The sequence below is a fragment of the Ancylobacter koreensis genome, assembly GCF_023016525.1.
GTDB classification, from domain to species: Bacteria; Pseudomonadota; Alphaproteobacteria; order Rhizobiales; family Xanthobacteraceae; genus Ancylobacter; species Ancylobacter koreensis.
The window spans coordinates 154049-175696 of sequence record NZ_JALKCG010000003.1; the positions used below are offsets into that span (position 1 = coordinate 154049).

24 protein-coding genes and 1 tRNA gene are annotated in these 21648 nt (G+C 69.6%); 14 read left to right on the forward strand and 11 right to left on the reverse strand.

The window, feature by feature from the left end:
* Positions 1–20 precede the first annotated feature (20 nt).
* Genes MWN33_RS10670 through MWN33_RS10680 form a run of 3 tightly spaced genes read right to left on the reverse strand, consistent with a single transcriptional unit; the run spans position 21 to position 2691 of the window.
* Positions 21–683 carry a response regulator transcription factor gene (locus tag MWN33_RS10670; RefSeq protein WP_247200483.1) on the reverse strand — a complete coding sequence of 221 codons (663 nt, stop codon included), beginning with the start codon at positions 681–683 and terminating at the stop codon, positions 21–23.
* Complete coding sequence (locus MWN33_RS10675) at positions 680–2140, reverse strand: ATP-binding protein (protein ID WP_247200484.1); 1461 nt, start codon at positions 2138–2140, stop codon at positions 680–682. Before MWN33_RS10675 ends, MWN33_RS10670 begins: the two co-directional genes overlap by 4 nt.
* Entirely contained in the window at positions 2137–2691 is a 555-nt protein-coding gene (locus MWN33_RS10680) for a hypothetical protein (RefSeq protein ID WP_247200485.1), read from the reverse strand. The genes MWN33_RS10675 and MWN33_RS10680 overlap by 4 nt, the downstream gene beginning before the upstream one ends.
* A 452-nt stretch (positions 2692–3143) precedes the next feature.
* Between MWN33_RS10680 and MWN33_RS10685 the strand changes: the two genes are divergently transcribed.
* The 12 genes from MWN33_RS10685 to MWN33_RS10740 all read left to right on the forward strand — a co-directional run bounded on the left by MWN33_RS10685 (position 3144) and on the right by MWN33_RS10740 (position 14460).
* Positions 3144–5048 carry a methanol/ethanol family PQQ-dependent dehydrogenase gene (locus MWN33_RS10685; RefSeq protein WP_247200486.1) on the forward strand — a complete coding sequence of 635 codons (1905 nt, stop codon included), beginning with the start codon at positions 3144–3146 and terminating at the stop codon, positions 5046–5048.
* 160 nt (positions 5049–5208) lie between these two features.
* Entirely contained in the window at positions 5209–6156 is a 948-nt protein-coding gene (gene moxJ, locus MWN33_RS10690) for a methanol oxidation system protein MoxJ (protein WP_247200487.1), read from the forward strand.
* A gap of 84 nt (positions 6157–6240) precedes the next feature.
* Positions 6241–6834, forward strand: a complete 594-nt coding sequence (gene moxG, locus MWN33_RS10695) for a cytochrome c(L), periplasmic (RefSeq protein WP_247200488.1) — start codon at positions 6241–6243, stop codon at positions 6832–6834.
* A 44-nt stretch (positions 6835–6878) separates the two neighbouring features.
* Entirely contained in the window at positions 6879–7196 is a 318-nt protein-coding gene (locus MWN33_RS10700; protein WP_425531991.1) for a methanol dehydrogenase [cytochrome c] subunit, read from the forward strand.
* A gap of 266 nt (positions 7197–7462) precedes the next feature.
* Positions 7463–8494 carry an AAA family ATPase gene (locus MWN33_RS10705; protein WP_247200489.1) on the forward strand — a complete coding sequence of 344 codons (1032 nt, stop codon included), beginning with the start codon at positions 7463–7465 and terminating at the stop codon, positions 8492–8494.
* Positions 8491–9357 (forward strand): DUF58 domain-containing protein, encoded by an 867-nt coding sequence (locus MWN33_RS10710; protein WP_247200490.1) that lies wholly within the window; start codon positions 8491–8493, stop codon positions 9355–9357. Before MWN33_RS10705 ends, MWN33_RS10710 begins: the two co-directional genes overlap by 4 nt.
* A complete protein-coding gene (locus MWN33_RS10715; RefSeq protein WP_247200491.1) occupies positions 9358–10275 on the forward strand; it encodes a nonribosomal peptide synthetase MxaA in 918 nt (305 codons plus the stop codon).
* Complete coding sequence (locus MWN33_RS10720) at positions 10272–11360, forward strand: vWA domain-containing protein (protein ID WP_247200492.1); 1089 nt, start codon at positions 10272–10274, stop codon at positions 11358–11360. Before MWN33_RS10715 ends, MWN33_RS10720 begins: the two co-directional genes overlap by 4 nt.
* Entirely contained in the window at positions 11357–11917 is a 561-nt protein-coding gene (locus MWN33_RS10725) for a hypothetical protein (protein WP_247200493.1), read from the forward strand. Before MWN33_RS10720 ends, MWN33_RS10725 begins: the two co-directional genes overlap by 4 nt.
* The gene (locus MWN33_RS10730) at positions 11914–12927 is read left to right on the forward strand and encodes a VWA domain-containing protein (RefSeq protein WP_247200494.1); all 1014 of its coding nucleotides are present in this window, start codon (positions 11914–11916) and stop codon (positions 12925–12927) included. Before MWN33_RS10725 ends, MWN33_RS10730 begins: the two co-directional genes overlap by 4 nt.
* A gap of 13 nt (positions 12928–12940) precedes the next feature.
* Positions 12941–13480, forward strand: coding sequence for an SRPBCC family protein (locus tag MWN33_RS10735; protein ID WP_247200495.1), 540 nt, complete (start codon positions 12941–12943; stop codon positions 13478–13480).
* Entirely contained in the window at positions 13477–14460 is a 984-nt protein-coding gene (locus MWN33_RS10740; RefSeq protein ID WP_247200496.1) for a YncE family protein, read from the forward strand. Before MWN33_RS10735 ends, MWN33_RS10740 begins: the two co-directional genes overlap by 4 nt.
* 15 nt (positions 14461–14475) lie before the next feature.
* Here MWN33_RS10740 and MWN33_RS10745 read toward each other — a convergent pair whose 3' ends face one another.
* Both MWN33_RS10745 and MWN33_RS10750 read right to left on the reverse strand, forming a co-directional pair.
* A complete protein-coding gene (locus MWN33_RS10745) occupies positions 14476–15390 on the reverse strand; it encodes an SRPBCC family protein (protein ID WP_247200497.1) in 915 nt (304 codons plus the stop codon).
* Positions 15387–15728: an ArsR/SmtB family transcription factor gene (locus MWN33_RS10750; RefSeq protein ID WP_247200498.1), complete on the reverse strand. Its 342-nt coding sequence runs from the start codon at positions 15726–15728 to the stop codon at positions 15387–15389. Before MWN33_RS10750 ends, MWN33_RS10745 begins: the two co-directional genes overlap by 4 nt.
* 209 nt (positions 15729–15937) lie before the next feature.
* Between MWN33_RS10750 and MWN33_RS10755 the strand changes: the two genes are divergently transcribed.
* Both MWN33_RS10755 and MWN33_RS10760 read left to right on the forward strand, forming a co-directional pair.
* Positions 15938–16648 carry a L,D-transpeptidase gene (locus MWN33_RS10755; RefSeq protein WP_247200499.1) on the forward strand — a complete coding sequence of 237 codons (711 nt, stop codon included), beginning with the start codon at positions 15938–15940 and terminating at the stop codon, positions 16646–16648.
* Positions 16649–16699: 51 nt separating this feature from the next.
* A complete protein-coding gene (locus MWN33_RS10760; RefSeq protein ID WP_247200500.1) occupies positions 16700–17296 on the forward strand; it encodes an IMPACT family protein in 597 nt (198 codons plus the stop codon).
* Between the two features lie 59 nt (positions 17297–17355).
* Here MWN33_RS10760 and MWN33_RS10765 read toward each other — a convergent pair.
* The 6 genes from MWN33_RS10765 to MWN33_RS10790 all read right to left on the reverse strand — a co-directional run bounded on the left by MWN33_RS10765 (position 17356) and on the right by MWN33_RS10790 (position 21638).
* Positions 17356–17445: transfer RNA gene (locus MWN33_RS10765), tRNA-Ser, on the reverse strand.
* Between the two features lie 103 nt (positions 17446–17548).
* Positions 17549–18601 carry an ACR3 family arsenite efflux transporter gene (gene arsB, locus MWN33_RS10770; protein WP_247200501.1) on the reverse strand — a complete coding sequence of 351 codons (1053 nt, stop codon included), beginning with the start codon at positions 18599–18601 and terminating at the stop codon, positions 17549–17551.
* Positions 18602–18609: 8 nt separating this feature from the next.
* The gene (gene arsC, locus MWN33_RS10775) at positions 18610–19437 is read right to left on the reverse strand and encodes an arsenate reductase (glutaredoxin) (RefSeq protein WP_247200785.1); all 828 of its coding nucleotides are present in this window, start codon (positions 19435–19437) and stop codon (positions 18610–18612) included.
* Positions 19438–19442: 5 nt separating this feature from the next.
* Positions 19443–19985 carry an arsenate reductase ArsC gene (locus tag MWN33_RS10780; RefSeq protein ID WP_247200502.1) on the reverse strand — a complete coding sequence of 181 codons (543 nt, stop codon included), beginning with the start codon at positions 19983–19985 and terminating at the stop codon, positions 19443–19445.
* On the reverse strand, positions 19978–20343 hold the full coding sequence (locus MWN33_RS10785; protein ID WP_247200503.1) for an ArsR/SmtB family transcription factor: 366 nt from the start codon (positions 20341–20343) through the stop codon (positions 19978–19980). The genes MWN33_RS10780 and MWN33_RS10785 overlap by 8 nt, the downstream gene beginning before the upstream one ends.
* Before the next feature lie 59 nt (positions 20344–20402).
* Complete coding sequence (locus tag MWN33_RS10790; RefSeq protein WP_247200504.1) at positions 20403–21638, reverse strand: SAM-dependent methyltransferase; 1236 nt, start codon at positions 21636–21638, stop codon at positions 20403–20405.
* Between the last annotated feature and the right edge of the window lie 10 nt (positions 21639–21648).

Genomic DNA, 21648 nt, shown 5'->3' on the forward strand with positions numbered 1-21648 from the left:
CCCTTGCCGCCCCTTGCCCCTCAGAGCATCCGCGCGCGTCCGGGACTGGTGGCGGGGGAGGAGGAGAGGAACTGGATGGAGCGCCGCACCAGCTCCGGCAGGCTGTTGGCGCCGAGCTTGGCCTTCAGCGCCGAGCAGGTGTTGGCGACCGTCTTGTAGCTGATGCCCAGCTCATGGGCGATCAGCGTGTAGTCCTTGCCCTCGGCGAGAAGCGAGAGCGTCTGCAATTCGCGCGGCGTGATGTCGGCGAGGGTCGCGCTCTTGCGGGTGCCGAGCATCGCGACCTGCATGGCGAGGTCGTGGCTCATATAGGGCTGGCCGCGCCGCACCTTCTCGAAGGCTTCCAGCAGCGCGCCGGACGAGGTGTCCTTCAGCACATAGCCGTTGGCGCCGGCCTCCAGCGCGCGGCTGGCGATCACCGGGTCGCCGTGCATGGAGAAGACGAGGATCGGCGTGCGCGCGTCGTGCATGCGCAGCCGGCGCACCAGCACCAGCCCGCTGAGCCCGTTGCCCTGCAGCGCGAGATCGACGATCACCACATCCGGCTTCTCGCGGCGGAACGTGCGGTAGCCGGCCAGCACGGTGCTGGCTTCCAGCACGCGCTCGACCCCAGCGTCTTCCAGCAGGCGCCGGCAGCCCTGCAGCACGATGGGGTGGTCGTCTATGACGAGCACGCTGGTCATGTCGTCGTGGTCCTTTCGATCACCCGATTTCCTGTCCGCACGCCGCCCTCCCCCCGCAGCGGCACGCTCATTTCCACGCGTGTGCCGCTCGGCGCGGCCGGCATCAGGCGCCAGCTTCCGCCGAGCGCGCCGACGCGTTCCTCGATGCCGAGCAGCCCGTAGCCACGCGGCGCGCCGGCCGGAACGCCGAGCCCGTCATCCTCGACAACCAGATGGAGCCGGCCCGCCTCCATATCGGCATGCAGGGCGACGGCGATCCTTCGCGCCCCGCCATGGCGCAGCGCGTTGGTCACCGCTTCCTGGATGCAGCGATAGACGGTGATGTCCACGCTGTCGCCAAAGCGTTCGGCGAGACCGTCGGCCGAAAGGGTGAAGCTGCGCCCCGGCGAATGGCGCTCGAATTCCGCCAGCAGGTCGGCGATCAGCGCCGCCAGCGGCACATGGCCGAGCGCCATCGGGCGAATCTTGCGCAGCAGGCGCCGGTTGAGGTCCTGCACGCGGTCGAGAATGTCGGCCATGGTGCCGGCCCGCTCGCTGACGCGCCGGCCGAGCTCCGGCTCCGCGCGGGCGGCCAGCCGCTCGATCGATTCGAGGTTGGCGCGCAGGCCGAACAGGCAGGGGCCGAGCTCGTCATGCAGGTCGGCCGCGATCTGCCGGCGCTCCTCGTCCTGAATGTGGATGATGTCCTCATTCAGCCGCGCATTGTCCTCGCGGGCGCCGGCCAGCGCCGCGCCGAGCGCATTGAAGCGGTCGGCGATCATCGCCAGTTCGCGCACCTTCGGCAGCGGCAGGCGATGCTCGAAGCGGCCGGCCTCCAGCTCGGACAGGCCGGAGGAGAGCGTGCGCAGCGGCATCAGCAGCCGCCCGAGCACCACATAGAGCGCGCCCAGCACCGCGATGTTGACCGCGAGCGCCAGCAAGGCGAGGTCGGAGGTGTCGTTCCACACCTCGGCGATCTCGTCGGAAGCCTCGCCCATCAGCCGGACATGGCCGATGGCCTGGCCATTCTCGATCACCGGAATGTCGCGCTCGGTGCCCTCGACGGCGATCAAAGCCGCAAACCAGCCGGGAACCTCGCCCTCGTGCTCGTTCTCATCGCTGTCGCCGGAGGGGGCGAGGTCGACCGCATTGCCCTGCGCGTCCTCGATGCGGATGCGCACGTGGCGCAGGCCGCTGACATGAAGCGGAAGCTGCTTGAGCGAGGTTGCCGCGTCCTGCGTGCCGGCGAGGCGCTCGACGGTCTCCTCGACGAAACGCTCGGCGACCACCAGCGAGGCGTTCATCTCGACCTCGGTGGCGCGGCGGGCATTGGCGATGATCACCATCAGCGCGACCAGCGCCGCGCACAGATTGATGGCGATCACCGCCGCCATCATCTGCCAGCGCAGCGAGCGCCGGTGCCAGAAGCTGAAGCCGGCCGGCGGGGAGGCCGGCAGATTGGGCACGAAGGCGCTCATGGCGATCCCTCCCCGCTCCCGGCGGAGGCCGGCGTGCCCGCCCGCTCGCGCAGCCTTTCGAGCGCCTCGGCGCGGCCGACGCCCTGGGCGCGCAGATTGTAATAGTGCTGGCACAGGTCGCTGAAGCCCGCCCGCGCGCCCTTCGGGGCCAGCTTGGCGAAGTCCGCAAGGATCTGCTTCGCGCCTTCCTCGATGCGGATCTCCCGCAGCATGGTTTCGAGCTGCACCGCGCGGTTGGCGATCATGCGGTCCGTCTCGCCGAAACGTGCGCCGGCGTCGGCCAGCGCGTCATGCCAGCCCGCGACGGCGGGGTCCTTCGCGCCGATGTCGCGCCCGGCCTCCCGGCTCGCCAGCCACAGGTCCGGCGGGCTGTCGTCAGTCGGGCTCAGCCATTTGCGCCGGGCGAGGTCGTCCGTGACGGGCGCCGCGACACGCTCGCGCGGCTCCTGCGCTCGCCCATCGCTCCGTTCCTCGGAACAGCCCGCCAGCGCGGCGGCCGCGACGGCGGCGCCGATCAGTGCGCGTGAGAGAGGATGCCAGGCGATCGTCATCTATACTTATGAGCTTCTTATAATGCTTGCGCCGCGTCGGCGCTTCCATGTGTCGAAGCGGGAGCATGACGCTGGCCGCCCCGCACCCGGCGCGGGTCGAACAGGCGCGCGACGCCCATCAACACGCTGACAGGAAACCAGTTTTAGTCTCGCATGACAAGGTTTCCGGGCGCCGTCCGCGACTTCTCTCGTCCGACGGGGAAAAGTTCCCGACCATAATTTCCATCTTGCCTACAGACATATCCTGTATGTGAAGCGAACAATATTCGCGCAAATAACTACAGTCTTAAAGAAACATAAGAAATCTTCTCGGCGAACCCAAATAAAGCCATCGGCGACGCCATTCCCCGGTGAAGGGTCACGGGAAGAACGAAGAAGTCCGCGCCTCCTGCGGTGTGACGCCGGGGGACGACGTGGAACGTCCTGGGATTAGGAAACGCGAGGAACGTCCAATGAGCCGACTGCACACTTCGGTGTCTGCGCTCACCGTCGCCGCCGCCGTGGCGACCCTGGCAGGCCTCGGCGCCACCGCGCCGGCGCTTGCCAACGACAAGCTCGTCGAGCTGTCGAAGAGCACCGACAACTGGCCGATGACCGGCAAGAACTACAGCGCCAACAACTACAGCGAAGCCGACCAGATCACGAAGCAGAACGTCAAGCAGCTGCGTCCGGCCTGGTCCTTCTCCACGGGCGTTCTCAGCGGCCACGAGGGCACGCCCCTCGTCGTCGACGGCGTGATGTACATCCACTCGCCGTATCCCAACACGACCTTCGCGGTCGGGCTGGACGATCCCGGCAAGATCCTGTGGCAGCACAAGCCGAAGCAGAACCCGACCGCCCGCGCGGTGGCCTGCTGCGACGTGGTGAACCGCGGCCTCGCCTACTGGCCCGGCAACGGCACGGTCGGCCCGCTGATCATCAAGACCCAGCTCGACGGCCACGTCGTCGCCCTCAACGCCAAGAGCGGCGAGGAATACTGGAAGCTTGAGAACTCCGACATCAAGGTCGGCTCGACGCTCACCATCGCTCCCTACGTGGTCAAGGACACGGTGCTGATCGGCTCCTCGGGTGCCGAGCTGGGCGTGCGCGGCTACGTCACCGCCTATGACATCTCCTCCGGCGAGCAGAAGTGGCGCGCCTATGCCACCGGCCCGGACGAGGAAGTGCGCCTCGCCGACGACTTCAACAGCGCCAACCCGCAATATGGCCAGAAGGGTCTCGGCAAGGCGACGTGGGAAGGCGAAGCCTGGAAGATCGGCGGCGGCACCAACTGGGGCTGGTACGCCTTCGACCCCGGCACCAACCTGTTCTACTACGGCTCGGGCAACCCGGCGCCGTGGAACGAGACGATGCGCCCGGGCGACAACAAGTGGACCATGACCATCTGGGGCCGCGACATCGACACGGGTAACGCCAAGTTCGGCTACCAGAAGACCCCGCATGACGAATGGGACTATGCCGGCGTCAACGTCATGATGCTCTCCGAGCAGCAGGACAAGGAAGGGAAGATGCGCAAGCTTCTGACCCATCCCGACCGTAACGGCATCGTCTACACGCTCGATCGCGAGAACGGCGACCTCGTCTCGGCCGACAAGATCGACGACACGGTCAACTGGGTGAAAAAGGTCGACCTGAAGTCCGGCCTGCCCCAGCGTGACCCGGAATACGGGACCCGCATGGACCATAAGGGCCGTGACATCTGCCCGTCGGCCATGGGCTACCACAACCAGGGCCACGACAGCTACGACCCGCAGCGCAAGTCCTTCTTCATGGGCATCAACCACATCTGCATGGACTGGGAGCCCTTCATGCTTCCCTACCGTGCCGGCCAGTTCTTCGTCGGCGCGACCCTGTGGATGTATCCGGGCCCGAAGGGCGACCGCCAGACCTATGAGGGTCTCGGTCAGGTGAAGGCCTATGACGCCATCAACAACAAGTTCAAGTGGCAGGTGATGGAGCGCTTCGCGGCCTGGGGCGGCACGCTCGCCACCGCCGGCGGCGTGATGTTCTACGGGACGCTGGACGGCTTCATCAAGGCGCGCGACAGCGACACCGGCGAGCTGCTGTGGAAGTTCAAGCTTCCCTCCGGCGTCATCGGCCACCCGATGACCTACACCCATAACGGCAAGCAGTACGTCGCCATCTATTACGGCGTCGGTGGCTGGCCGGGTGTCGGCCTGGTGTTCGATCTCAACGACCCGACCGCCGGCCTCGGCTCGGTGGGTGCCTTCAAGCAGCTCCAGCACTACACCCAGATGGGTGGCGGCGTGATGGTGTTCTCGCTCAATGGCGACGGCCCCTACAGCGACCCGAACGTTGGCGAGTACTCGACCAACGTGATCCAGGGCGGCGGCTGACCACCGCCCGGCTGACAGCCGCCCGCCGCGCCCCTCCTGACGCGGCGGGCGGTCCCGTCACCGAAATCGACGACGACGGCGCCGCGGCGCCGCCGCTTCCCCGACCTCATCTCCCGCCCGGCCCCACGCGGTCCGGTGTCTTCCGGTCCAGGAGGATCCCATGTCGAACGTCCAGTCGCCGAACGTCCAGTCGCCGAACGTCCAGTCGCCGAAGGCGCATTACACGAGCCGGTCCGCGGCACGCCGCTCCGGCCTTTTCGCCGGCCTCGCGCTGTCCGCGCTCGTGCTCGGCCTCGGCTCCCTCGCCCATGCCGCGACGGTCGAGGCCGACAAGGCCGGTGGTCGCAACCCGAACGCGCTGCGCATCTGCGCTTCCAATGTCGAGGCGCCTTTCTCGGCCGCCGATTCCACCGGCTTCGAGGACCGCATCGCCACGGTGCTGGCGCAGGCCATGGGCCGCAAGCCGGTCTTCGTGCGTACCGACCAGCCGGGTATCTATCTGGTGCGCGACCAGCTCGACAAGAACAACTGCGACGTCGTGATGGGCGTGGATGTCGGCGACGACCGCCTGCTCACCTCCAAGCCCTATTACCGCACGGGCTACGTGCTGGTGACCAAGGCCGACCGCAACATCACCACCGGCGACTGGGAGGACCAGTCGGTCAAGGACCAGACCCGCTTCGCGGTGCGCTTCTACTCGCCGGCCGAGACCATGCTCAAGCGCATCGGCCGCTTCGAGGACAATGCCGCCTACATGTACTCTCTGGTCAATTTCAAGTCGCGCCGCAACCAGTGGGTGCAGGTGCCCGGCGACCGTATCGTCACCGAGGTGGCGAATGGCGAGGCCGATGTCGGCATCGCCTTCGCGCCCGAAGTCGCGCGCTACGTGAAGTCCTCCTCGACGCCGCTGCGCATGACGGTGATCAGCAAGGACATCGACCGGCCGAACGACCAGCCGATCCCCATGCACTACGACCAAGCCGTCGGCGTACGCAAGAACGACCCGGCGCTGCGCGACGAGATCAACGCCGCGCTCGACAAGGCGAAGGTGCAGATCGAGCAGATCCTGACGCAGGAAGGCATTCCGCTGCTCGACCCCAACACATGAGCCGGCTGCCGATCCCCGACGCGGACCGCCGGCGCGCCCCTGCCGCCGGCACCGCTCCCGACCTCGCGATGTGAACAGGGTTCGATGACGAAGACGATTCTCACCAGGAAAGCCGCCGCCCTGCTGCTGGCCGGCGTCCTCGGGGCCGGCGCTGCAGGGCTCGGTGCCCGTGCGGCCATCATGCTGACCAACACCGTCACCGGCCAGCCGCTCGACCTCGCGGAAGCGCCGGAGGAAGGGCGCGACACCAAGGCGGTGAAGACGTTCCTCGAGACCGGCCGGAACATCTACAACGAAGATCCGGTCTGCCTGCCCAAGGCGCACGAGCTGTTCCTTTCGATGTGCTCGGGCTGCCACGGGCACTACGCCGAGGGGAAGATCGGCCCGGGCCTCAACGATTCCTACTGGACCTATCCGAAGAACGAGACCGACCAGGGCCTGTTCGAGACCATCTTCGGCGGTGCCAACGGCCAGATGGGTCCGATGTACGGCGCACTCAACATGAACGAGATGCTGCTCGTCATGTCCTGGGTCCGCCATCTCTACAAGGACGATCCGAAGGGAGCGGTGTGGCTGAACGACAGCCAGCGCGCCGCCTTCACGCCCTTCGATGCGAACGCCAAGCACATCGAGCCAGCCGAAGAGCTGCCCGAGGCTTGCGGCGGGCCGGCGGGCTGAACCGCACCGGCCGAAGACGGGTGGAAACGACGAGGAGACGCAAGATGAGCATGATCGACCGCAGCCTGAAGACCGCTCTCGCTCTCGCCGGCGCGGGGGCTCTCGGCCTCGCCATGATCGGTGGCGCCAGCGCCTATGACGGCACCAACTGCAAGGCCCCCGGCAATTGCTGGGAGCCCAAGCCCGGCTATCCCGACAAGGTCGCCGGCTCCAAATACGACCCCAAGCACGACCCCAAGGAGATCAACAAGCAGTCGGAGTCGATCAAGGCCATGGAGGCGCGCAACGCCCAGCGCGTCGCCAACTTCAAGAAGACCGGCACGTTCGTCTACGACGTGAGCAAGATCCCCGCCGCCAACTGACGGTTCCGCCGGCCCCCGCGCGCGGCCCCCTGCGGGCGGGCGCGGGGAAGGCCGGGCATCCGGAACCCACCCCTTTCACGAACCCACTTGCGGGCGGACGACATTCTCCTGTCCGCCCCGCGATCCTCCGGGCTAGCCGTCCGGTTTGTGGGCAACTGGCGCGGCCGGCGCCCCGGAGGTGCTCCCTCCGGGCGCGGGCCGCGCCCTTTCCGGGCATCGGCCGCAACGGCCGCCCGGCTAAGCGCACATCAGGCAAGGGACACCGCATGCATCTCGCGCGCGACACCGATCTCGCCCTCTCCGACTGGCGAGCCCAGGCCCTGCGCTTCGAGCGCGAGATCGGCAAGGTGGTACTGGGGCAGGAGCGCGTCATCCGGCTGCTGACCATCGCCACCTTCGCGCGCGGCCATGTGCTGCTGGAAGGCGATGTGGGCGTCGGCAAGACGACGCTGCTGCGGGCCATGGCCCGCGCCATCGGTGGCGCCTTCGAGCGCATCGAGGGCACCATCGACCTGATGCCGGCCGATCTGATCTATCACGCGCATCTGGGCGAGGACGGGCGCCCGCGCATCGACCCCGGCCCGCTGCTGCGGCAGGGCGAGGAACTCGCCATCTTCTTCTTCAACGAGATCAACCGCGCCCGCCCGCAGGTGCACTCGCTGCTGCTGCGCCTGATGGCGGAGCGCTCGGTCTCCGCCTTCAACCGCGAGTACCATTTCCCCCATGTGCAGGTCTTCGCCGACCGCAACCGGGTCGAGCGCGAGGAGACCTTCGAGCTGCCTGCCGCCGCGCGCGACCGCTTCCTCATGGAGGTGCAGGTCGCCATGCCGGCGGAAAGTGAGGCGCGCCGCGCGCTTGTCTTCGATCCGCGCTTCCACGACGTCGACGCGCTGCTGATGGAGGTCGAGCCCGGCGTGCTCGATCCGCAGGCGCTCGGCATGGTGGCGCGGGCGATCCAGATCGGCGTGCGCACCAGCCCGGCGCTTGAGGACTATACGCTCGCGCTGTGGGCGGGCCTGCGCGCGCCCGCCTCGCTCGGCATCGACATAGAGGGCGTCGACACCGGCCGGCTGGTGCAGGGCGGTGCCAGCCCGCGCGGTGTCAGCTATCTCGTTCGCGCCGCCCGCGTGCGCGCCTTCCTCGAAGGGCGCGACATGGTGGTGCCGGAGGATCTGCGCGCCGTGTTTCCCGAGGTGATGGCGCACCGCATCTTCATCGACCCGGTCTACGAGTTGCGCCGCGAGCGCATCGTCGGCGCCCTCATGGCCGGCGTGTTCGAAAAGGTGCCGGCGCCATGACGGAGCCCGCCGGTCCCCCGCCTCCGGACCGTCAGCCGATCCCCTACCGGCTGCGCTGGCGGCCGGAGGGCATCGTTCCCGGCGCGCATCCCGGCCATGGCGAGGGGGCGGAAGGCCAGTTCCGCCGTCATGTGCCGCTGCTGCGCCAACCGGACCCCCGCCGGATCGATCTGCGTATCTCGCTGCGCGATCCCTTCGGCGAGCTCCATGTGCGCCAGTTCGCGCCACGCCGGACGGTGCCGGTGGCGGTTCTGGTCGACCTGTCTGGCTCCATGCGCTTCGGCGGCGCCGTGGCGGGGCGGGTGGCGGATCTGTGCGCGCTGCTGGCGCTGTCGGCGGTGCGGGCGGGCGACAGCTTCGCCCTGTACGGCGCCGACGCGCGGCTACGCGAGGAGGTGACGCTCCCCCTCGCCCGCCGGCGCGGGCTGGAGGAGGAAGTGCGCGAGCGCCTGCTGGCCGCCCGCCCCGGCGGCACGGGTGCCGATGGCCTGATGGAGGCCGCCGCGCGCCTGCCGGGACGCCGTTCGCTCGTTTTCCTCGTCTCCGATTTCCTGATGCCGCTTGAGACGACCGAGCGCCTGCTCGACGCGCTGTGGCGGCACGACGTGGTGCCGGTCGTGCTCAGCGACGGCGCGGTGGAAGAGCGTCTGCCGCGCTGGGGGCTGATCGAGCTTGGCGACCTCGAAACCGGCCGCGCCCGCCTCGTCTTCCTGCGGCCCGGTTTCCGCGCCCGCTGGATTGCCGCCGCCCGCGCCCGGCGCGCGGCGCTCGCCGACCTCTTCGCGCGGCGCGGGCTGCGCCCGGTTCCGCTCGCCGACGCGCTCGATACCGACGCGCTGACCGAACGGCTGATGGAGGGGTGAATGAGTCTCCGGGCGTTCGCCGGCCTTCTCGCCGTTGCGCTCCTGCTGGTGCCTCTTCCGGCCGGCGCCCAGGTACGGAGCGTCGAGCTCTACGCGCCGCGCGCCTTCGGCTACGTCATCGGCGACACGCTGTCGCTCAGCGCCGACATTGTTCTGGACGCTCCATTCACGCTGGATGCCGCCACGCTGCCGACGCCGCGCGCGCTCGACTACTGGCTCGACCTGCGCGACGTTCGGCTGGTCGACAGGGGTGAGCGTGAGGGTGTCCGCCATTACACGCTCGATCTCGTCTACCAGACCTTCTACGCGCCGCTAGAGCCGCGCCGGATGGCGCTGCCGGGCCTGTCGCTGTCGGCGGTGGCGGACGGGCGGCGGGTGGCGGTGGAGGTGCCCGGCTGGTCGTTCCTGATGTCGCCGCTGCGCGAGATCGTCGCCACCGGACCCGGCCCGGCCATGGCGCTGAGGCCGGACATCCCGCCCATGCCGATCCCGACAGGAGAGACCTTTCGCCGGCTCATCGCCGCACTCGGCCTCGCGCTCGCCGCTCTGCTTGCCCTCGCCTGGCAGATGGGCTGGGGGCCCTTCGGCCGGCGCGCCGGCCGTCCCTTCGCGCGGGCGGCGCGGGCCATGCCGCCGGGGCTGGAGGGGTCGCCGGCGGCCTATGGCGGCGCGCTGCGCGTCCTGCACCGGGCCTTCGATGCCACCGCCGGCAAAGGCGTGTTCGCCGAGGACCTGCCCGATTTCTTCACCGCGCATCCCGCCTTCCGCGCCGTGGAGGCGGAGGTGGCCCGGCTGTTCGAGGCGTCGCGTCGCGCCTTCTTCGGCGACGATTTCGATGGCGCCCGCCGCGAATTGCCGCCGGCCGAACTCGTCGCCCTGTCGCGGCGCCTGCGGGCGGTGGAGCGGGGGAGCGCATGAACGGGCCCGGCCTGCTCGACGCGCTGACGCACGACTGGGGCGTCGACCACCCGGCCGTGCTCGCGCTCGCCGCCCTCGCTCTGCTGCCGCTCGTGGCGGGCATCTTCCGCCGTCGCGGCCTGCCGGCGCTGGAACTGGTGCCGGCCGATCCGCTCTCGCGCGGTCTCGCGGCAGCGCTGCGCGTGACGGGAGCCATCGCGGTGCTGGCCTTGGTGCTGGGCCTTGCCGGTCTTCACCGGCGCGAACAGGGCATCGAGCGCGAGGGCACCGGCGCGCATCTGGTGCTGCTGCTGGACCGCTCGTCGAGCATGGACAACAGCTTCGCCGACCGCGCCCCGACCGGCGACCAGGAATCGAAATCCGCCGCCGCCCGCCGTCTGCTGACGGAATTCGTCGGCCGCCGGCCGCATGACCGCATCGCGGTGGCCGCCTTCTCGACCTCGCCCATGCCGGTGCTGCCGCTGACCGACCATCACGCGGTGGTAGAGGCGGCGATCCGCGCCATCGACCGGCCGGGCCTCGCCTTCACCGATGTCGGGCGCGGGCTTGCGCTGGCCTTCTCCTATTTCGCGGGCGACATCGACGAAACCTCCCGCGCTGTGCTGCTGGTCTCGGACGGGGCGGCACTGGTCGACCGGCGGGTGCAGGACGCGCTTCGCGACGCGGCCGCCCGCACGCCGGTGCATCTCTACTGGCTGTTCCTGCGCTCGCGCGGCGCCAAGGGAATCTTCGAGGTGCCGCCACCCGGGGAGGATACGCCGCAGGCCAACCCTGAGCGGCATCTGCACCTGTTCCTGCAGACGCTCGGCGTGCCCTACCGCGCCTTCGAGGCGACCAGCCCGCAGGCGGTTGCGGACGCCATCGCCGAGATCGACCGGCAGGAGACGCGGCCGATCCGCTATGTCGAGCGCATCCCGCGCCGCGATTTCGCGCGGCCGGCATTCGCCGTGGCGGGCGGTGCGCTGGCGCTGCTGATGGCGGCCAAGCTCGTCGAGCGCCGGCTCGCGCCGGCGGGGAGCACCGCTGGAATGGCAGCATCGGCACGCGCGGTTCGTGACGACGCGCCGCGCAGGAGGGTGGCATGAGGACAGAGCGTCTTGTCATTCTCGCCGCCGCAGCGATCCTCGCGGCAAGCCTTGTCGTAGCCGGCTGGTTCGGAACGCGCCTCCTCGTCGCGCGCCACGACAACGCGCTGATCGCCTCGCTGGCCGCTGGCCACGACCTCGCGACCGGTGCCGATGACCCGCCTGCCCTCACCTTTGCACGGTTGCATTTCCTGTCGACGCGCGACCGGCTCGACGAGGCGCAGCCGCTCGCCAACCGCCTCGCCGCCGGGCCCGATCGGCGCATCGCCGTCGCCGCGCTCTACGACATGGCGAATGCCCGGCTGCGTCTCGCCCTCGACCATCTCGGCTCGAACCGGATCGACCCGGCGGTGCCGCTCGTCCGGCTCGCCAAGGAAGGCTATCGCCGCGCGTTGGTGCTCGACCCCGGTTTCTGGGACGCGAAGTACAATCTCGACATCGCCATGCGGCTGGTGCGCGATTTCCCCCAGCTCGACATCGAGGGCGAGGAGATGCCGCCCGAGGCGGCGAAGAAGCTCTGGACCGATCTGCCTGGCATTCCGCAGGGACTGCCATGAGGCGGGCGGCGGTGCAGGCGATTGCCGAGGATGCCGGCGGGCCGCTGATCCCCGCCCGCGACTGGCGCTTCTGGCTGCTCACCACGGCAATGCTCGCGGTGCTGGCGGCGCTCGTCGCCCCGCGTGTCGCTGTCACCCGCCCGGCGCGCGACATCCTGCTCGTGGTGGACGTCACCGGCAGCATGAATGTGCGCGACGCGCCCGTCGAGGGCCACCCGGCGACGCGGCTTGCCGCCGCCCGGCAAGGCGCGCGCGACCTGCTCGCCGCCCTGCCCTGCGGCTCCCGGGTCGGGCTCGGCATCTTCACCGAGCGGCGCAGCTTCCTGCTCTTCGAGCCGGCGGAGCTGTGCGAGAACTTCGCTGCCATGGACGGCGCCGTCGCCGCGCTCGACTGGCGCATGGCGTGGGAGGGCGACAGCTATGTCGCGCGCGGCGTGCATTCGGCGCTCGCTCTCGCGGCCGACCTCGGCGCCGATCTGATCTTCATGACCGACGGCCATGAGGCGCCCCCGCTTGCCGGCGGTGCCCTGCCCGCCTTCGAGGGCGAGTCCGGCAAGGTGGCGGGCCTCCTCGTCGGCGTGGGCGGTCTCGATCCCGCGCCGATCCCGAAATTCGACGCCGACGGGCGCGAGACCGGCTTCTACGACGAAACGGACGTGCCGCAGGAGAACCGCCTCGGGCCGCCGCCGGAGGACGCGCCCTCGCGGGCCGGCTGGAACCCGCGCAATGCCCCGTGGGGCGGCGAGCCGGCGAGCGGCACCGAGCATCTCAGCGCCATGCGCGAGGGGCATCTGCGCGCGCTCGCCGCGCAGGTCGGGCTCGGCTTCGCGCCGCTCACCCCGGCCTCCGGCTTTCTCGCCGCCGTGGAGGCCGACACCCGCGTGCGCCCGGTCGAGACCCGCGTCGACACCTCCGCCGTGCCGGCGGCCCTCGCTCTCGTCTGCCTCTCCCTGCTGTTCGGCATCGGCGCCTTCTCAGGCCGCCGGCCCGAGCGGCTTCCTGCCCGATAAGGAAACCGAGACCATGCTTCGACGCCTGCTGATCGCTTCCGGCCTGCTGCTCGCGAGCCTCCTCTCCTGCCTGCTCCCCGCCGCCGCGCACGGCCCCACGCCGCAGCGGGCGGATGAGACGATCGTCATCGAGGCGCCGGCCGATCAGGTGTGGAAGCTGGTGTCCGCTTTCGGCTCCATCGGCGACTGGCACCCGCTGGTGAAGAAGGTCGCGGTGACCGGTGGCGATGCCGCCGGTGGCGAGCGCACCCTGACCCTCGCCAAAGGTGACGTCACCGAAGGGCTGGATGAGGTGGACCCCGGCGCGCGCCGCATCTCCTACCGCCTGCTGAAGGAGAATGTGGAGGCGATCCCAGTCAGCTTCTACACCGCCACCATCGAGGTGAAGCCGACGGGCGCCGGCAGCGAGGTGACCTGGAGCGCGCGCTTCTACCGCGCCGACACCACCAACGAGCCGCCAGAGGAACTGAACGACGCCGCCGCCATCGCCGCGATGACCGACTTCATCAAGCAGGGCCTCGCAGGGCTGAAGGCGAAGGCGGCCGGCAAATGAGCGTGGCGCTCCGTCAGCGGCTGGCGCGGCGTGCCGTTCTGCTCGCGGGTGTTCTGCTCTGCGGCGGTTTTGCGCCCGGCTGGGCATATGAGACGGATGTTGTCGCCGTCGTCTCGCAGCAGGCCGGCGTCGTCACGCTCGTGGATGCCGTCGCGGCCAGCGTGCTCGCGGCCATCAACGTTCCGCGTGTGCCCGCCGCCATCGCCGCCGACCCCGCCGGGCGCCGTCTCTACGTGACGCATCCCGACCTCGGCCTCGTCAGCCGCATCGACGTCGCCGGGCGCCGCGTGGAAGCGAGCTTTTCCGTGGGCAAGGAACCCTTCGGCATTACCGTGATCGAAGGCGGACGAACCCTTCTCGTCAGCGACTGGAGCGACGATGCGCTGATCCGGGTCAATGCCGCCACCGGCCGCGAGACCGGGCGGGTCGCCGTCGGCAAGTCGCCGGCTGGGCTCGTGGTCGACGAAAGCGCGGGCCGCGCCTATGTCGCAGACCGCGAGAGCGATCAGGTCAGCGTGGTCGATATCGCGACCCTGCGGCGCGTGGCGACCGTCGCCACCGGCCGCGCCCCCTTCGCCCTCGCGCTGTCGCCGGACGGGCGCGAGCTCTATGTCGCCAATGTGCAGAGCAACGAGCTGTCGATCATCGACACGGCGACGGACCGGGAAGCCGCGCGTATCCGCATCGGCCTGATGCCCTACGGCGTGGCGGTGACGGGTGACGGCGCGCGGGTGGCGGTCACCAGCCAGCAGAGCGGCAAGGTCGCTGTGCTCGACCGTGCGTCGCGGCAGGTCGTCGCCGGCATGAAGGTGGGCGAATATCCCGAAGGCGCCCTCATCACCGCCTCGGGCCGCCTCGTCGTCGCCAGCTGGGCCGATGACAGCCTGTGCATCGCGGAGCTGCGGGCCTCTCCGCCGGCGTGCGACGCGCAGGTGATGGTGCCGGCCGGGCCCCGGATGATGGCGCCGCTCGCCCCCTGATCGGCCCGCCGCACCTCATCGCGACAGGGCGAAGCGCTCCAGCTTGCCCAGCGTCTGCTGGCCCAGTTCGACAGCGCCGAACCCCTTGGCGTTCTGAAACTCGGCCTCGGTGCTGAACACCATGCCGAGCGTCACCTTCGTCGCCTCGCCCTCGTCCTCGAACGAGGCCCAGGCATCCGCGTGCTTCGGTCCGTTCTCCCCCCACAGCAGCGCGTAGCCGATCCTCTCACCGGACCGGACCTCAGTGTAGCGATGATGGTTCGGAAACACCGTGCCATCGGGGCCGATCATGTCGAAAACCCACTCGCCGCCGCTGCGCAGGTCGATCCTTGTCGTTCGGCAGCTATAGCCCTCCGGTCCCCACCATTGCGGCAGCGTCTGCGGGTTCATCCATGTGTCCCACACGAGGGCGCGGGGCGCGCGTATCACCCGTTGCAGCACCATGGTCCGCCGCGCGGCGCCGGCGAGATTGTCCAGACCCGCGCCGAAGCCCTCGCGATAGCCATCCGCCATATCCTCGCCCAGCGAAGAGATCTGTACCGTCACCACCAGACGGCTCCGCTCATCCGTGCCGGAGAGATCGGCTGTCACCAGCGCCGCCGACCGGGTGACGCTCGCTGATGAGACAACCTCGTAGTTCACGCTGCGCTCCTCCGGCACGAGGTCGAGCCAGCCGCACTCGCAGCGCATGTCGGGCGCGCCGGCGACCTTGCAGAGCGAGACCTCGCGCCCACCCACCCGTGTGTCGGCCTCCAGAAACTCGACCGTGACCGAAGGGCTGGGCGCCGACCACACCGCCCGCGCGGCGGGAGCGGTCCAGACCTGCCACAGCACGGACAGTGGCACGGCCACTTCCTTCTCGAAGGTCAGCGTCGCGAAGCGGCTCTGCACGGCCTCGCCCGCCGTCGCCGGGTTGGTGTTCGATGTCATCGGTCGCGCTCCTTCATCGCTTTCATCGCCATGGCTTCCAGTCGGCCGAGCCGGGCCTCCCAGAGGGAGCGCTGCTCGTCGAGCCAGGTCCGCGCCGGCGCCAGAGCCTCGGGCACGATGGCACAGGTGCGCACCCGGCCATCCTTCGCGGTGGCGATCAGCCCGACCTCCTCCAGCACCGACAGATGCCGCATGACCGTCGGCAGGCGCAGGCCCGTGGGTTCCGACAGTTCCGTCACCCGCGCGGGGCCTTCCGCCAGCCGCGTCAGGATCGCACGGCGCGTCGGGTCGGACAGGGCGTGGAAGAGCTGCGAGAGCGCGGGATCATGCTTAGCCATGTCGCTAACTAATATCCGGCGCGCTGGCGAGACAAGCGAAAACTTCGCTGATGTGCTAAGTTTTCCTGCGCTTGGCCGCACGACGGTGGAAGGCGTCCGCTGCGGGGCGCTTGCCAGCCGCGCCGGGCACGGGGTATTTCAGCACTCGGGGACGCTGGGCGGGTGGCTGACGGATCGCAATCTGGTCGGAGAGCAAGGCGTGGAAAATCATGATCGTGGACCGCGGTAATGCTGAAGCCGGCCCGTTGGACGGGCGCGCCGCGTCCGGGCGGCAGGCGGGACTCCTCGACCGCCGATCGTTTCTGGTCGGCTCGGCCCTCGGGCTCGGCACGCTGGGGCTCGCGGGCTGCGCGACGCCGGACGGCATGAGTCTGACCGAGGCCCAGAAAGTCTATGGGCCCCTCCCCGACGAGAAGTTCCCGATCCCGGCGGTGGACGTGACCAAGGTGGACCGGAAATATTACCGCCGGACGGTGCGCTACGAGACGGACGAAGCGCCCGGCACGATCATTGTCGATCCCGCCAACTACTATGTCTACCGGATCGAGGGCGACGGAAACGCCACGCGCTATGGCGCGAATGTCGGGCGCGACGGGTTCCGGTGGAGCGGCGACGCCTATGTCGGGCGCAAGAGCGAATGGGCAACGTGGACGCCGCCCAAGGAGATGATCAAGCGCCAGCCCGAGGCGGCGAAATATGCGCGCGGCATGCCCGGCGGCCTCGACAATCCGCTCGGCGCGCGCACGCTGCATCTCTACCAGAACGGCGTCTACACGCTCTACACCATCTATGCGACCAGCGACCCGTCGACCATCGGTTCGGGCATCACCAGCGGCTGCGTCGGCTTGCTGAGCCAGGACATGATCGACCTCTACGACCGCACGCCGGTGAAGACCAAGGTCGTCGTCCTCCCGGCATAGCTGCGGCCTGCTGGCCCTCCATCGGGCACGAGCGCGGAGTGGCGTGAAGACATGGCCGCGCGCCTTACCCTCGTGGATCGCAGCCTGCACCAGCAGGAGATCCGGAAGAGCCGCTTCCGTGCGGCCGCTGGTCCCGTCGCGGACGAGGCAGCAGCGAAGGCGTTCATCGCCGCGCAGTCCGACCCGGCCGCCAATCATAATTGCTGGGCGTGGCGCGTGGGCCAGAGCTACCGCTTCAACGATGACGGGGAGCCCGGCGGAACCGCCGGCACGCCGATCCTCGCCGCCATCGACGGACAGGGCCTCGATGGCGTCGCCGTGGTCGTGACGCGCTGGTTCGGCGGCATCCTTCTGGGGAGCGGCGGCCTGATCCGCGCCTATGGCGGCACGGCGGCGCTCTGCCTGCGCGAGGCGGAGAAGGTGGCGCTCGTCGAGACCGTCTCCGGCACGGTCGCATGCGACTTCGGCGATCTGACGCTGGTGCAGGCCCGGCTCGGCGCGCTGGCCGGCGTGAAGGTGGAGGTCGACGTCTTCACGGACAGCGGCGCGGTTCTGTCGATCGCCGTGCCGAAATCCGACGCGGGCGCCGTGGAGCGGCTGCTGGCGGACCTCACCAGCGGACGTTCGCTCTGCCGGTGGAACAAATAGGGAATAGTTTCGTTCGGTCGAAATTCGTGTTGGACATCAAAAGGATATCGAAGCAATTCTGGCGGAAGGGGTGGGATTCGAACCCACGGTGGGCTTGCACCCACGGCGGTTTTCAAGACCGCTGCCTTAAACCACTCGGCCACCCTTCCGGCTGGTGCCCTTGTTTCGAAACTCGGCGGGTTTGGCAAGCGGGTTTGGTGAGCGGGGGTGAGGGCGGCGTTCGCCGCGCGGCCGCTCCAGCGACCGGCCGCGTCACGGTAGCGGAGCGGCGCGCTCGGCGGCAGGGCGGCGCTCGTACCAGTCCTTCGAGCGGTTCACGATCCACACCACGGTCAGCATGACGGGCACCTCGATCAGCACGCCGACCACGGTGGCGAGTGCCGCGCCCGATTGCAGGCCGAACAGGCTGATCGCCGCCGCCACCGCCAGCTCGAAGAAATTGGACGCGCCGATCAGCGCCGAGGGGCCGGCGACGCAGTGCTGCTCGCCGCTGAGGCGGTTGAGGAGATAGGCGAGCCCCGCGTTGAAATAGACCTGTATGAGGATCGGCACCGCCAGCAGGGCGATCACCAGCGGCTGCGCCAGGATCTGGCCGCCCTGGAAGCCGAACAGCAGCACCAGCGTCGCCAGCAGCGCGGCCAGCGAAAGCGGCTGGAGCCGGGCGAGCAGGCTCGCCAGCGCCGCCTCCCCGCCGCGCGCCAGAAGGCGATGGCGCAAAGCCTGCGCGAGGATCACCGGCACGAGGATGTAGAGCACGACCGAGAGCAGCAGCGTGTCCCACGGCACGGTGATGGCGGAGAGGCCGAGCAGCAGGCCGACCAACGGCGCGAAGGCGAACACCATGATGGCGTCGTTCAGCGCCACCTGCGAGAGCGTGAAATGCGGCTCGCCCCGCGTCAGGTTCGACCAGACGAACACCATCGCGGTGCAGGGCGCGGCGGCGAGGATGATGAGGCCGGCAATGTAGCTGTCGATCTGGTCGGCCGGCAGATAGGGCCGGAACAGCCAGCCGATGAAAAGCCACCCCAGCGCCGCCATGGAGAACGGCTTCACCGCCCAGTTGACGAACAGCGTCACGCCGATGCCGCGCCAGTGTTGGGCGACCTGCCCGAGCGCCGAGAAGTCGATGCGCAGCAGCATGGGCACGATCATCAGCCAGATGAGGGCCGCCACCGGCAGGTTGACGCGGGCGACCTCCGCCGCCCCCACCGCTGCGAACACATGCGGAAACAGGTGGCCCAGACCTATGCCGGCGACGATGCAGAGCGCAACCCAGACGGTGAGATAGCGTTCGAATGTCGTCATGAGGACCTTCAGAGCGCGATGCGACGGGTAAACAGCGACGCGGAAGCGGGACAGAGTGCGAGCGCCTGCGCCGAATTCGCTATGGCGGGCGGGGCGGACTCGCGGTGGGTCGGGGTGAAGCCGAGCCGCTCGAAGAATGCCGTCGCCGAGGTCGTGAACAGCCAGGCCCGCCGGCCGCCGGCATCGAAGGCGCGACTCATCAGCAGCAAAGCGAGGTTGCGCCCCGCGCCCCTGCCCCGCAGGCCCTCCTTTACGAGGATGGAGCGCAGCAGCACCTCCTCGCCGTCAAGCTCGAAGCCGCCATAGCCGACCAGCGTGCCGCCGAGCGTGCGGTAGCTGAAGAACCGGCCGCTGGAGCCGCGCAGGTCCTGCGTCGGCAGGCCGGCTTCCCGCAGCGCCCGCGCGAGGCGCGGATCGCCCGCCGCCACCTGTTCGTCCCGCAGGAAGGGGCTGCCATCGTCGCGGTCGAGATCGGCGCTCGGGATGATGGGCAGAAGGTCCAGCATGGTCTCGGCCGGGCGGCACAGCTTCACGCCGAGCGGCGTTACGACGATGGGCCGGTTGAGCAGGATGGGGTGCGCCGCGATGGCGGCGAGGCGCGCCGCGTCGTCCACCCCTGCCCCGCCAAGCCCGAGTTCAGCAAAGGGCGTGCCGCGTTCGCGCAGCAGGTCGCGCAGCGGCCAGCCCATGCGCTGCGCAAGTTGAAGCAGCAGCGCCGGCGCCGGCGGGGATTTCAGGTACTCGACCACATGCGGCTCGATGCCGGCGTGGCGCAGCAGCGCCAGCGTGTTGCGCGAGGTGCCGCAATCGGGGTTGTGATAGACGACGACATCCATGGCGCTCACGCGACGTCCGGGCGGCGCAGGCTGGCGCCGTCGAGTTGGCCGATCGCCCGCAGCTTCGTGCTGAGCGCCACGCCGTCGAGGCTGCGCAGCGGCAGAGCGGTGAAGACGGCGATCCGGTTCTTCAGATAATGGAACGCGTCGGCGAAGGCGGCTTCTTTCTGGATGTCCATGCCGGCCACCGCCGCTGGATCCTCTATGCCCCAATGGGCGGTCATCGGCTGGCCCGGCCAGATCGGGCAAGTCTCGCCGGCGGCGGCGTCGCAGACGGTGAACACGAAATCCATCACCGGCGCGTCCGGCGTGGCGAACTCGCTCCAGGATTTGGAGCGGAAACCTTCCGAGGGATAGCCGAGGCTCGCCAGCGTCTTGAGGGCGAGCGGATGCACCTCGCCCCTCGGCTGGCTACCGGCCGAGAAGGCGCGGAACCGGCCCGTGCCAAGCCTCGTCAGAATGCTCTCGGCGAGGATCGAACGGGCTGAGTTACCGGTGCAGAGGAACAGCACGTTGTAGACGCGGCCGGAGCCGATCGTGTCAATCATGGACAGGCTCGCACGACGTTGCTGGAGGGCAGCAGGGCGACAGTTCGGCGATCAGAGGCGCGCAGACCTCGGGCCGGCCGCCGCAGCAGTTCTGCAGGAGAAAACGCGCCAGTTCGCCCACCTCCGGCAGGTTCGCGCGATAGATGATGGCGCGGCTCTGCCGTTCCGATGCAATGAGGCCGGTGCGCGCGAGCACTGCCAGATGCGTCGACATGGTGTTGTGCGGCACCGCCAGCCGGCGCGCGACCTCGCCGGCCGGCAGGCCGTGCGGCTCCTGCTCGACCAGCAGACGGAACACGTCGAGGCGCGTCGACTGGGCGAGCGCGGCGAAGGCGAGGATGGCCTGTTCTGAGTCCATATGTCGACGATAGCCGACGAATGGACGCGTGGCAAGTTCCCTATTCCCGCCGTCCGGTGCTAGCCGCGCAGCCGGTAGAGGCCGACGTCGATGGCGCCGGCGCGGAAGCCGCCCTCGCAATAGGCGAGGTAATAGTTCCACAGCCGGTGGAAGTCGGCCCCGAAACCGAGCGGCTCGATCCGTGCGCGCGCGGCATTATAGCGCCGGCGCCATTCCGCAAGCGTCTGCGCGTAGCCGGCGCCGAAATGCGCGGCGTCGGCCAGCTCCAGCCCGGCGGCCCTCGCCTGTTCGGCGATATGGGTGCGGGTGGGCAGCATGCCGCCGGGAAAGATGTGGCGCTGGATGAAGTCGGTGTTGCGCCGGTAGCCCTCGAAGCGGTCCTCGGCGATGGTGATCACCTGCAGCAGCGCGACGCCGCCGGGCGCGAGGCATTCGCGCAGTTTGGCGAAATAGACCGGCCAATAAGCCTCGCCCACCGCCTCCAGCATCTCGATGGAGACGATGCGCTCATACTGCCCGTCGACGTCGCGATAGTCCTGCAGGCGCAGGTCGACGCGCGCCGCCAGCGCCGGGTCCGCCGCGAGGCTCGCCTGCGCGTAGGCGAGTTGCTCGCGCGACAGGGTGAGGCCCGTCACCTGCGCGCCGCGCCGCGCCATCGCCCCGGCCAGCGCGCCCCAGCCGCAGCCGATCTCCAGCACCCGGTCGCCGTGCACGAGGTCCAGCCGGTCGAGGATGTGTTCCATGCGCTCGGCCTGCGCGTTCTCGAGGCTCTGGCCGGGCGCGATGGCGATGGCGGAGGAGTAGCTCATCGTCTCATCCAGCCAGTGCCGGTAGAACTCGTTGCCAAGATCGTAGTGGAACGAGATGTTGCGCCGGCTGCCTGTGCGCGAATTGCGCCGCAGCGCGTGGCGCAGCCGGTTCCAGGCGCGCACCGGCGGCAGGGCGGCGAAGCGGGCAGAGAGCTGCGGCAGGTTGTGCGCGGCGAGCTCAATGAGCGCCGGCAGGTCCGGGCTCGACCAGTCGCCGTCGATGAAGGCCTCTGAGAAAGCGAGGTCGCCGCCGACGATGAGCCGGCGCAGGGCGCGCCAGCGATGCAGCACAAGCGTCGCCTCCGGTCCCGCCGCGGTGCCGCGCGCCGACACGCGGCGGCCTTCCGGCGTCACGACGGTCAGCCGGCCCATGGAGAGCTGGCCGAGCAGCCGCGCCAGCGTCGCCTCCCGCAGGCTCCGACGGGGAGCATCGGCGGCGTCGATGTCGCGGGGAAGCTCGGTGAGACGATCGGCGTCGATAGGCATCGGAATCTGT

Coding starts and splice junctions, on each gene's coding strand:
- MWN33_RS10755 (WP_247200499.1), top strand. CDS start 15,938: ATGATCGTGGACCGCGGTAATGCTGAAGCCGGCCCGTTGGACGGGCGC.
- MWN33_RS10790 (WP_247200504.1), bottom strand. CDS start 21,638: ATGCCTATCGACGCCGATCGTCTCACCGAGCTTCCCCGCGACATCGAC.
- MWN33_RS10705 (WP_247200489.1), top strand. CDS start 7,463: ATGCATCTCGCGCGCGACACCGATCTCGCCCTCTCCGACTGGCGAGCC.
- MWN33_RS10670 (WP_247200483.1), bottom strand. CDS start 683: ATGACCAGCGTGCTCGTCATAGACGACCACCCCATCGTGCTGCAGGGC.
- MWN33_RS10780 (WP_247200502.1), bottom strand. CDS start 19,985: ATGATTGACACGATCGGCTCCGGCCGCGTCTACAACGTGCTGTTCCTC.
- MWN33_RS10680 (WP_247200485.1), bottom strand. CDS start 2,691: ATGACGATCGCCTGGCATCCTCTCTCACGCGCACTGATCGGCGCCGCC.
- MWN33_RS10745 (WP_247200497.1), bottom strand. CDS start 15,390: ATGACATCGAACACCAACCCGGCGACGGCGGGCGAGGCCGTGCAGAGC.
- MWN33_RS10715 (WP_247200491.1), top strand. CDS start 9,358: ATGAGTCTCCGGGCGTTCGCCGGCCTTCTCGCCGTTGCGCTCCTGCTG.
- MWN33_RS10740 (WP_247200496.1), top strand. CDS start 13,477: ATGAGCGTGGCGCTCCGTCAGCGGCTGGCGCGGCGTGCCGTTCTGCTC.
- MWN33_RS10710 (WP_247200490.1), top strand. CDS start 8,491: ATGACGGAGCCCGCCGGTCCCCCGCCTCCGGACCGTCAGCCGATCCCC.
- MWN33_RS10760 (WP_247200500.1), top strand. CDS start 16,700: ATGGCCGCGCGCCTTACCCTCGTGGATCGCAGCCTGCACCAGCAGGAG.
- MWN33_RS10685 (WP_247200486.1), top strand. CDS start 3,144: ATGAGCCGACTGCACACTTCGGTGTCTGCGCTCACCGTCGCCGCCGCC.
- MWN33_RS10700 (WP_425531991.1), top strand. CDS start 6,879: ATGAGCATGATCGACCGCAGCCTGAAGACCGCTCTCGCTCTCGCCGGC.
- arsB (WP_247200501.1), bottom strand. CDS start 18,601: ATGACGACATTCGAACGCTATCTCACCGTCTGGGTTGCGCTCTGCATC.
- MWN33_RS10675 (WP_247200484.1), bottom strand. CDS start 2,140: ATGAGCGCCTTCGTGCCCAATCTGCCGGCCTCCCCGCCGGCCGGCTTC.
- arsC (WP_247200785.1), bottom strand. CDS start 19,437: ATGGATGTCGTCGTCTATCACAACCCCGATTGCGGCACCTCGCGCAAC.
- MWN33_RS10725 (WP_247200493.1), top strand. CDS start 11,357: ATGAGGACAGAGCGTCTTGTCATTCTCGCCGCCGCAGCGATCCTCGCG.
- MWN33_RS10735 (WP_247200495.1), top strand. CDS start 12,941: ATGCTTCGACGCCTGCTGATCGCTTCCGGCCTGCTGCTCGCGAGCCTC.
- moxG (WP_247200488.1), top strand. CDS start 6,241: ATGACGAAGACGATTCTCACCAGGAAAGCCGCCGCCCTGCTGCTGGCC.
- moxJ (WP_247200487.1), top strand. CDS start 5,209: ATGTCGAACGTCCAGTCGCCGAACGTCCAGTCGCCGAACGTCCAGTCG.
- MWN33_RS10720 (WP_247200492.1), top strand. CDS start 10,272: ATGAACGGGCCCGGCCTGCTCGACGCGCTGACGCACGACTGGGGCGTC.
- MWN33_RS10785 (WP_247200503.1), bottom strand. CDS start 20,343: ATGGACTCAGAACAGGCCATCCTCGCCTTCGCCGCGCTCGCCCAGTCG.
- MWN33_RS10730 (WP_247200494.1), top strand. CDS start 11,914: ATGAGGCGGGCGGCGGTGCAGGCGATTGCCGAGGATGCCGGCGGGCCG.
- MWN33_RS10750 (WP_247200498.1), bottom strand. CDS start 15,728: ATGGCTAAGCATGATCCCGCGCTCTCGCAGCTCTTCCACGCCCTGTCC.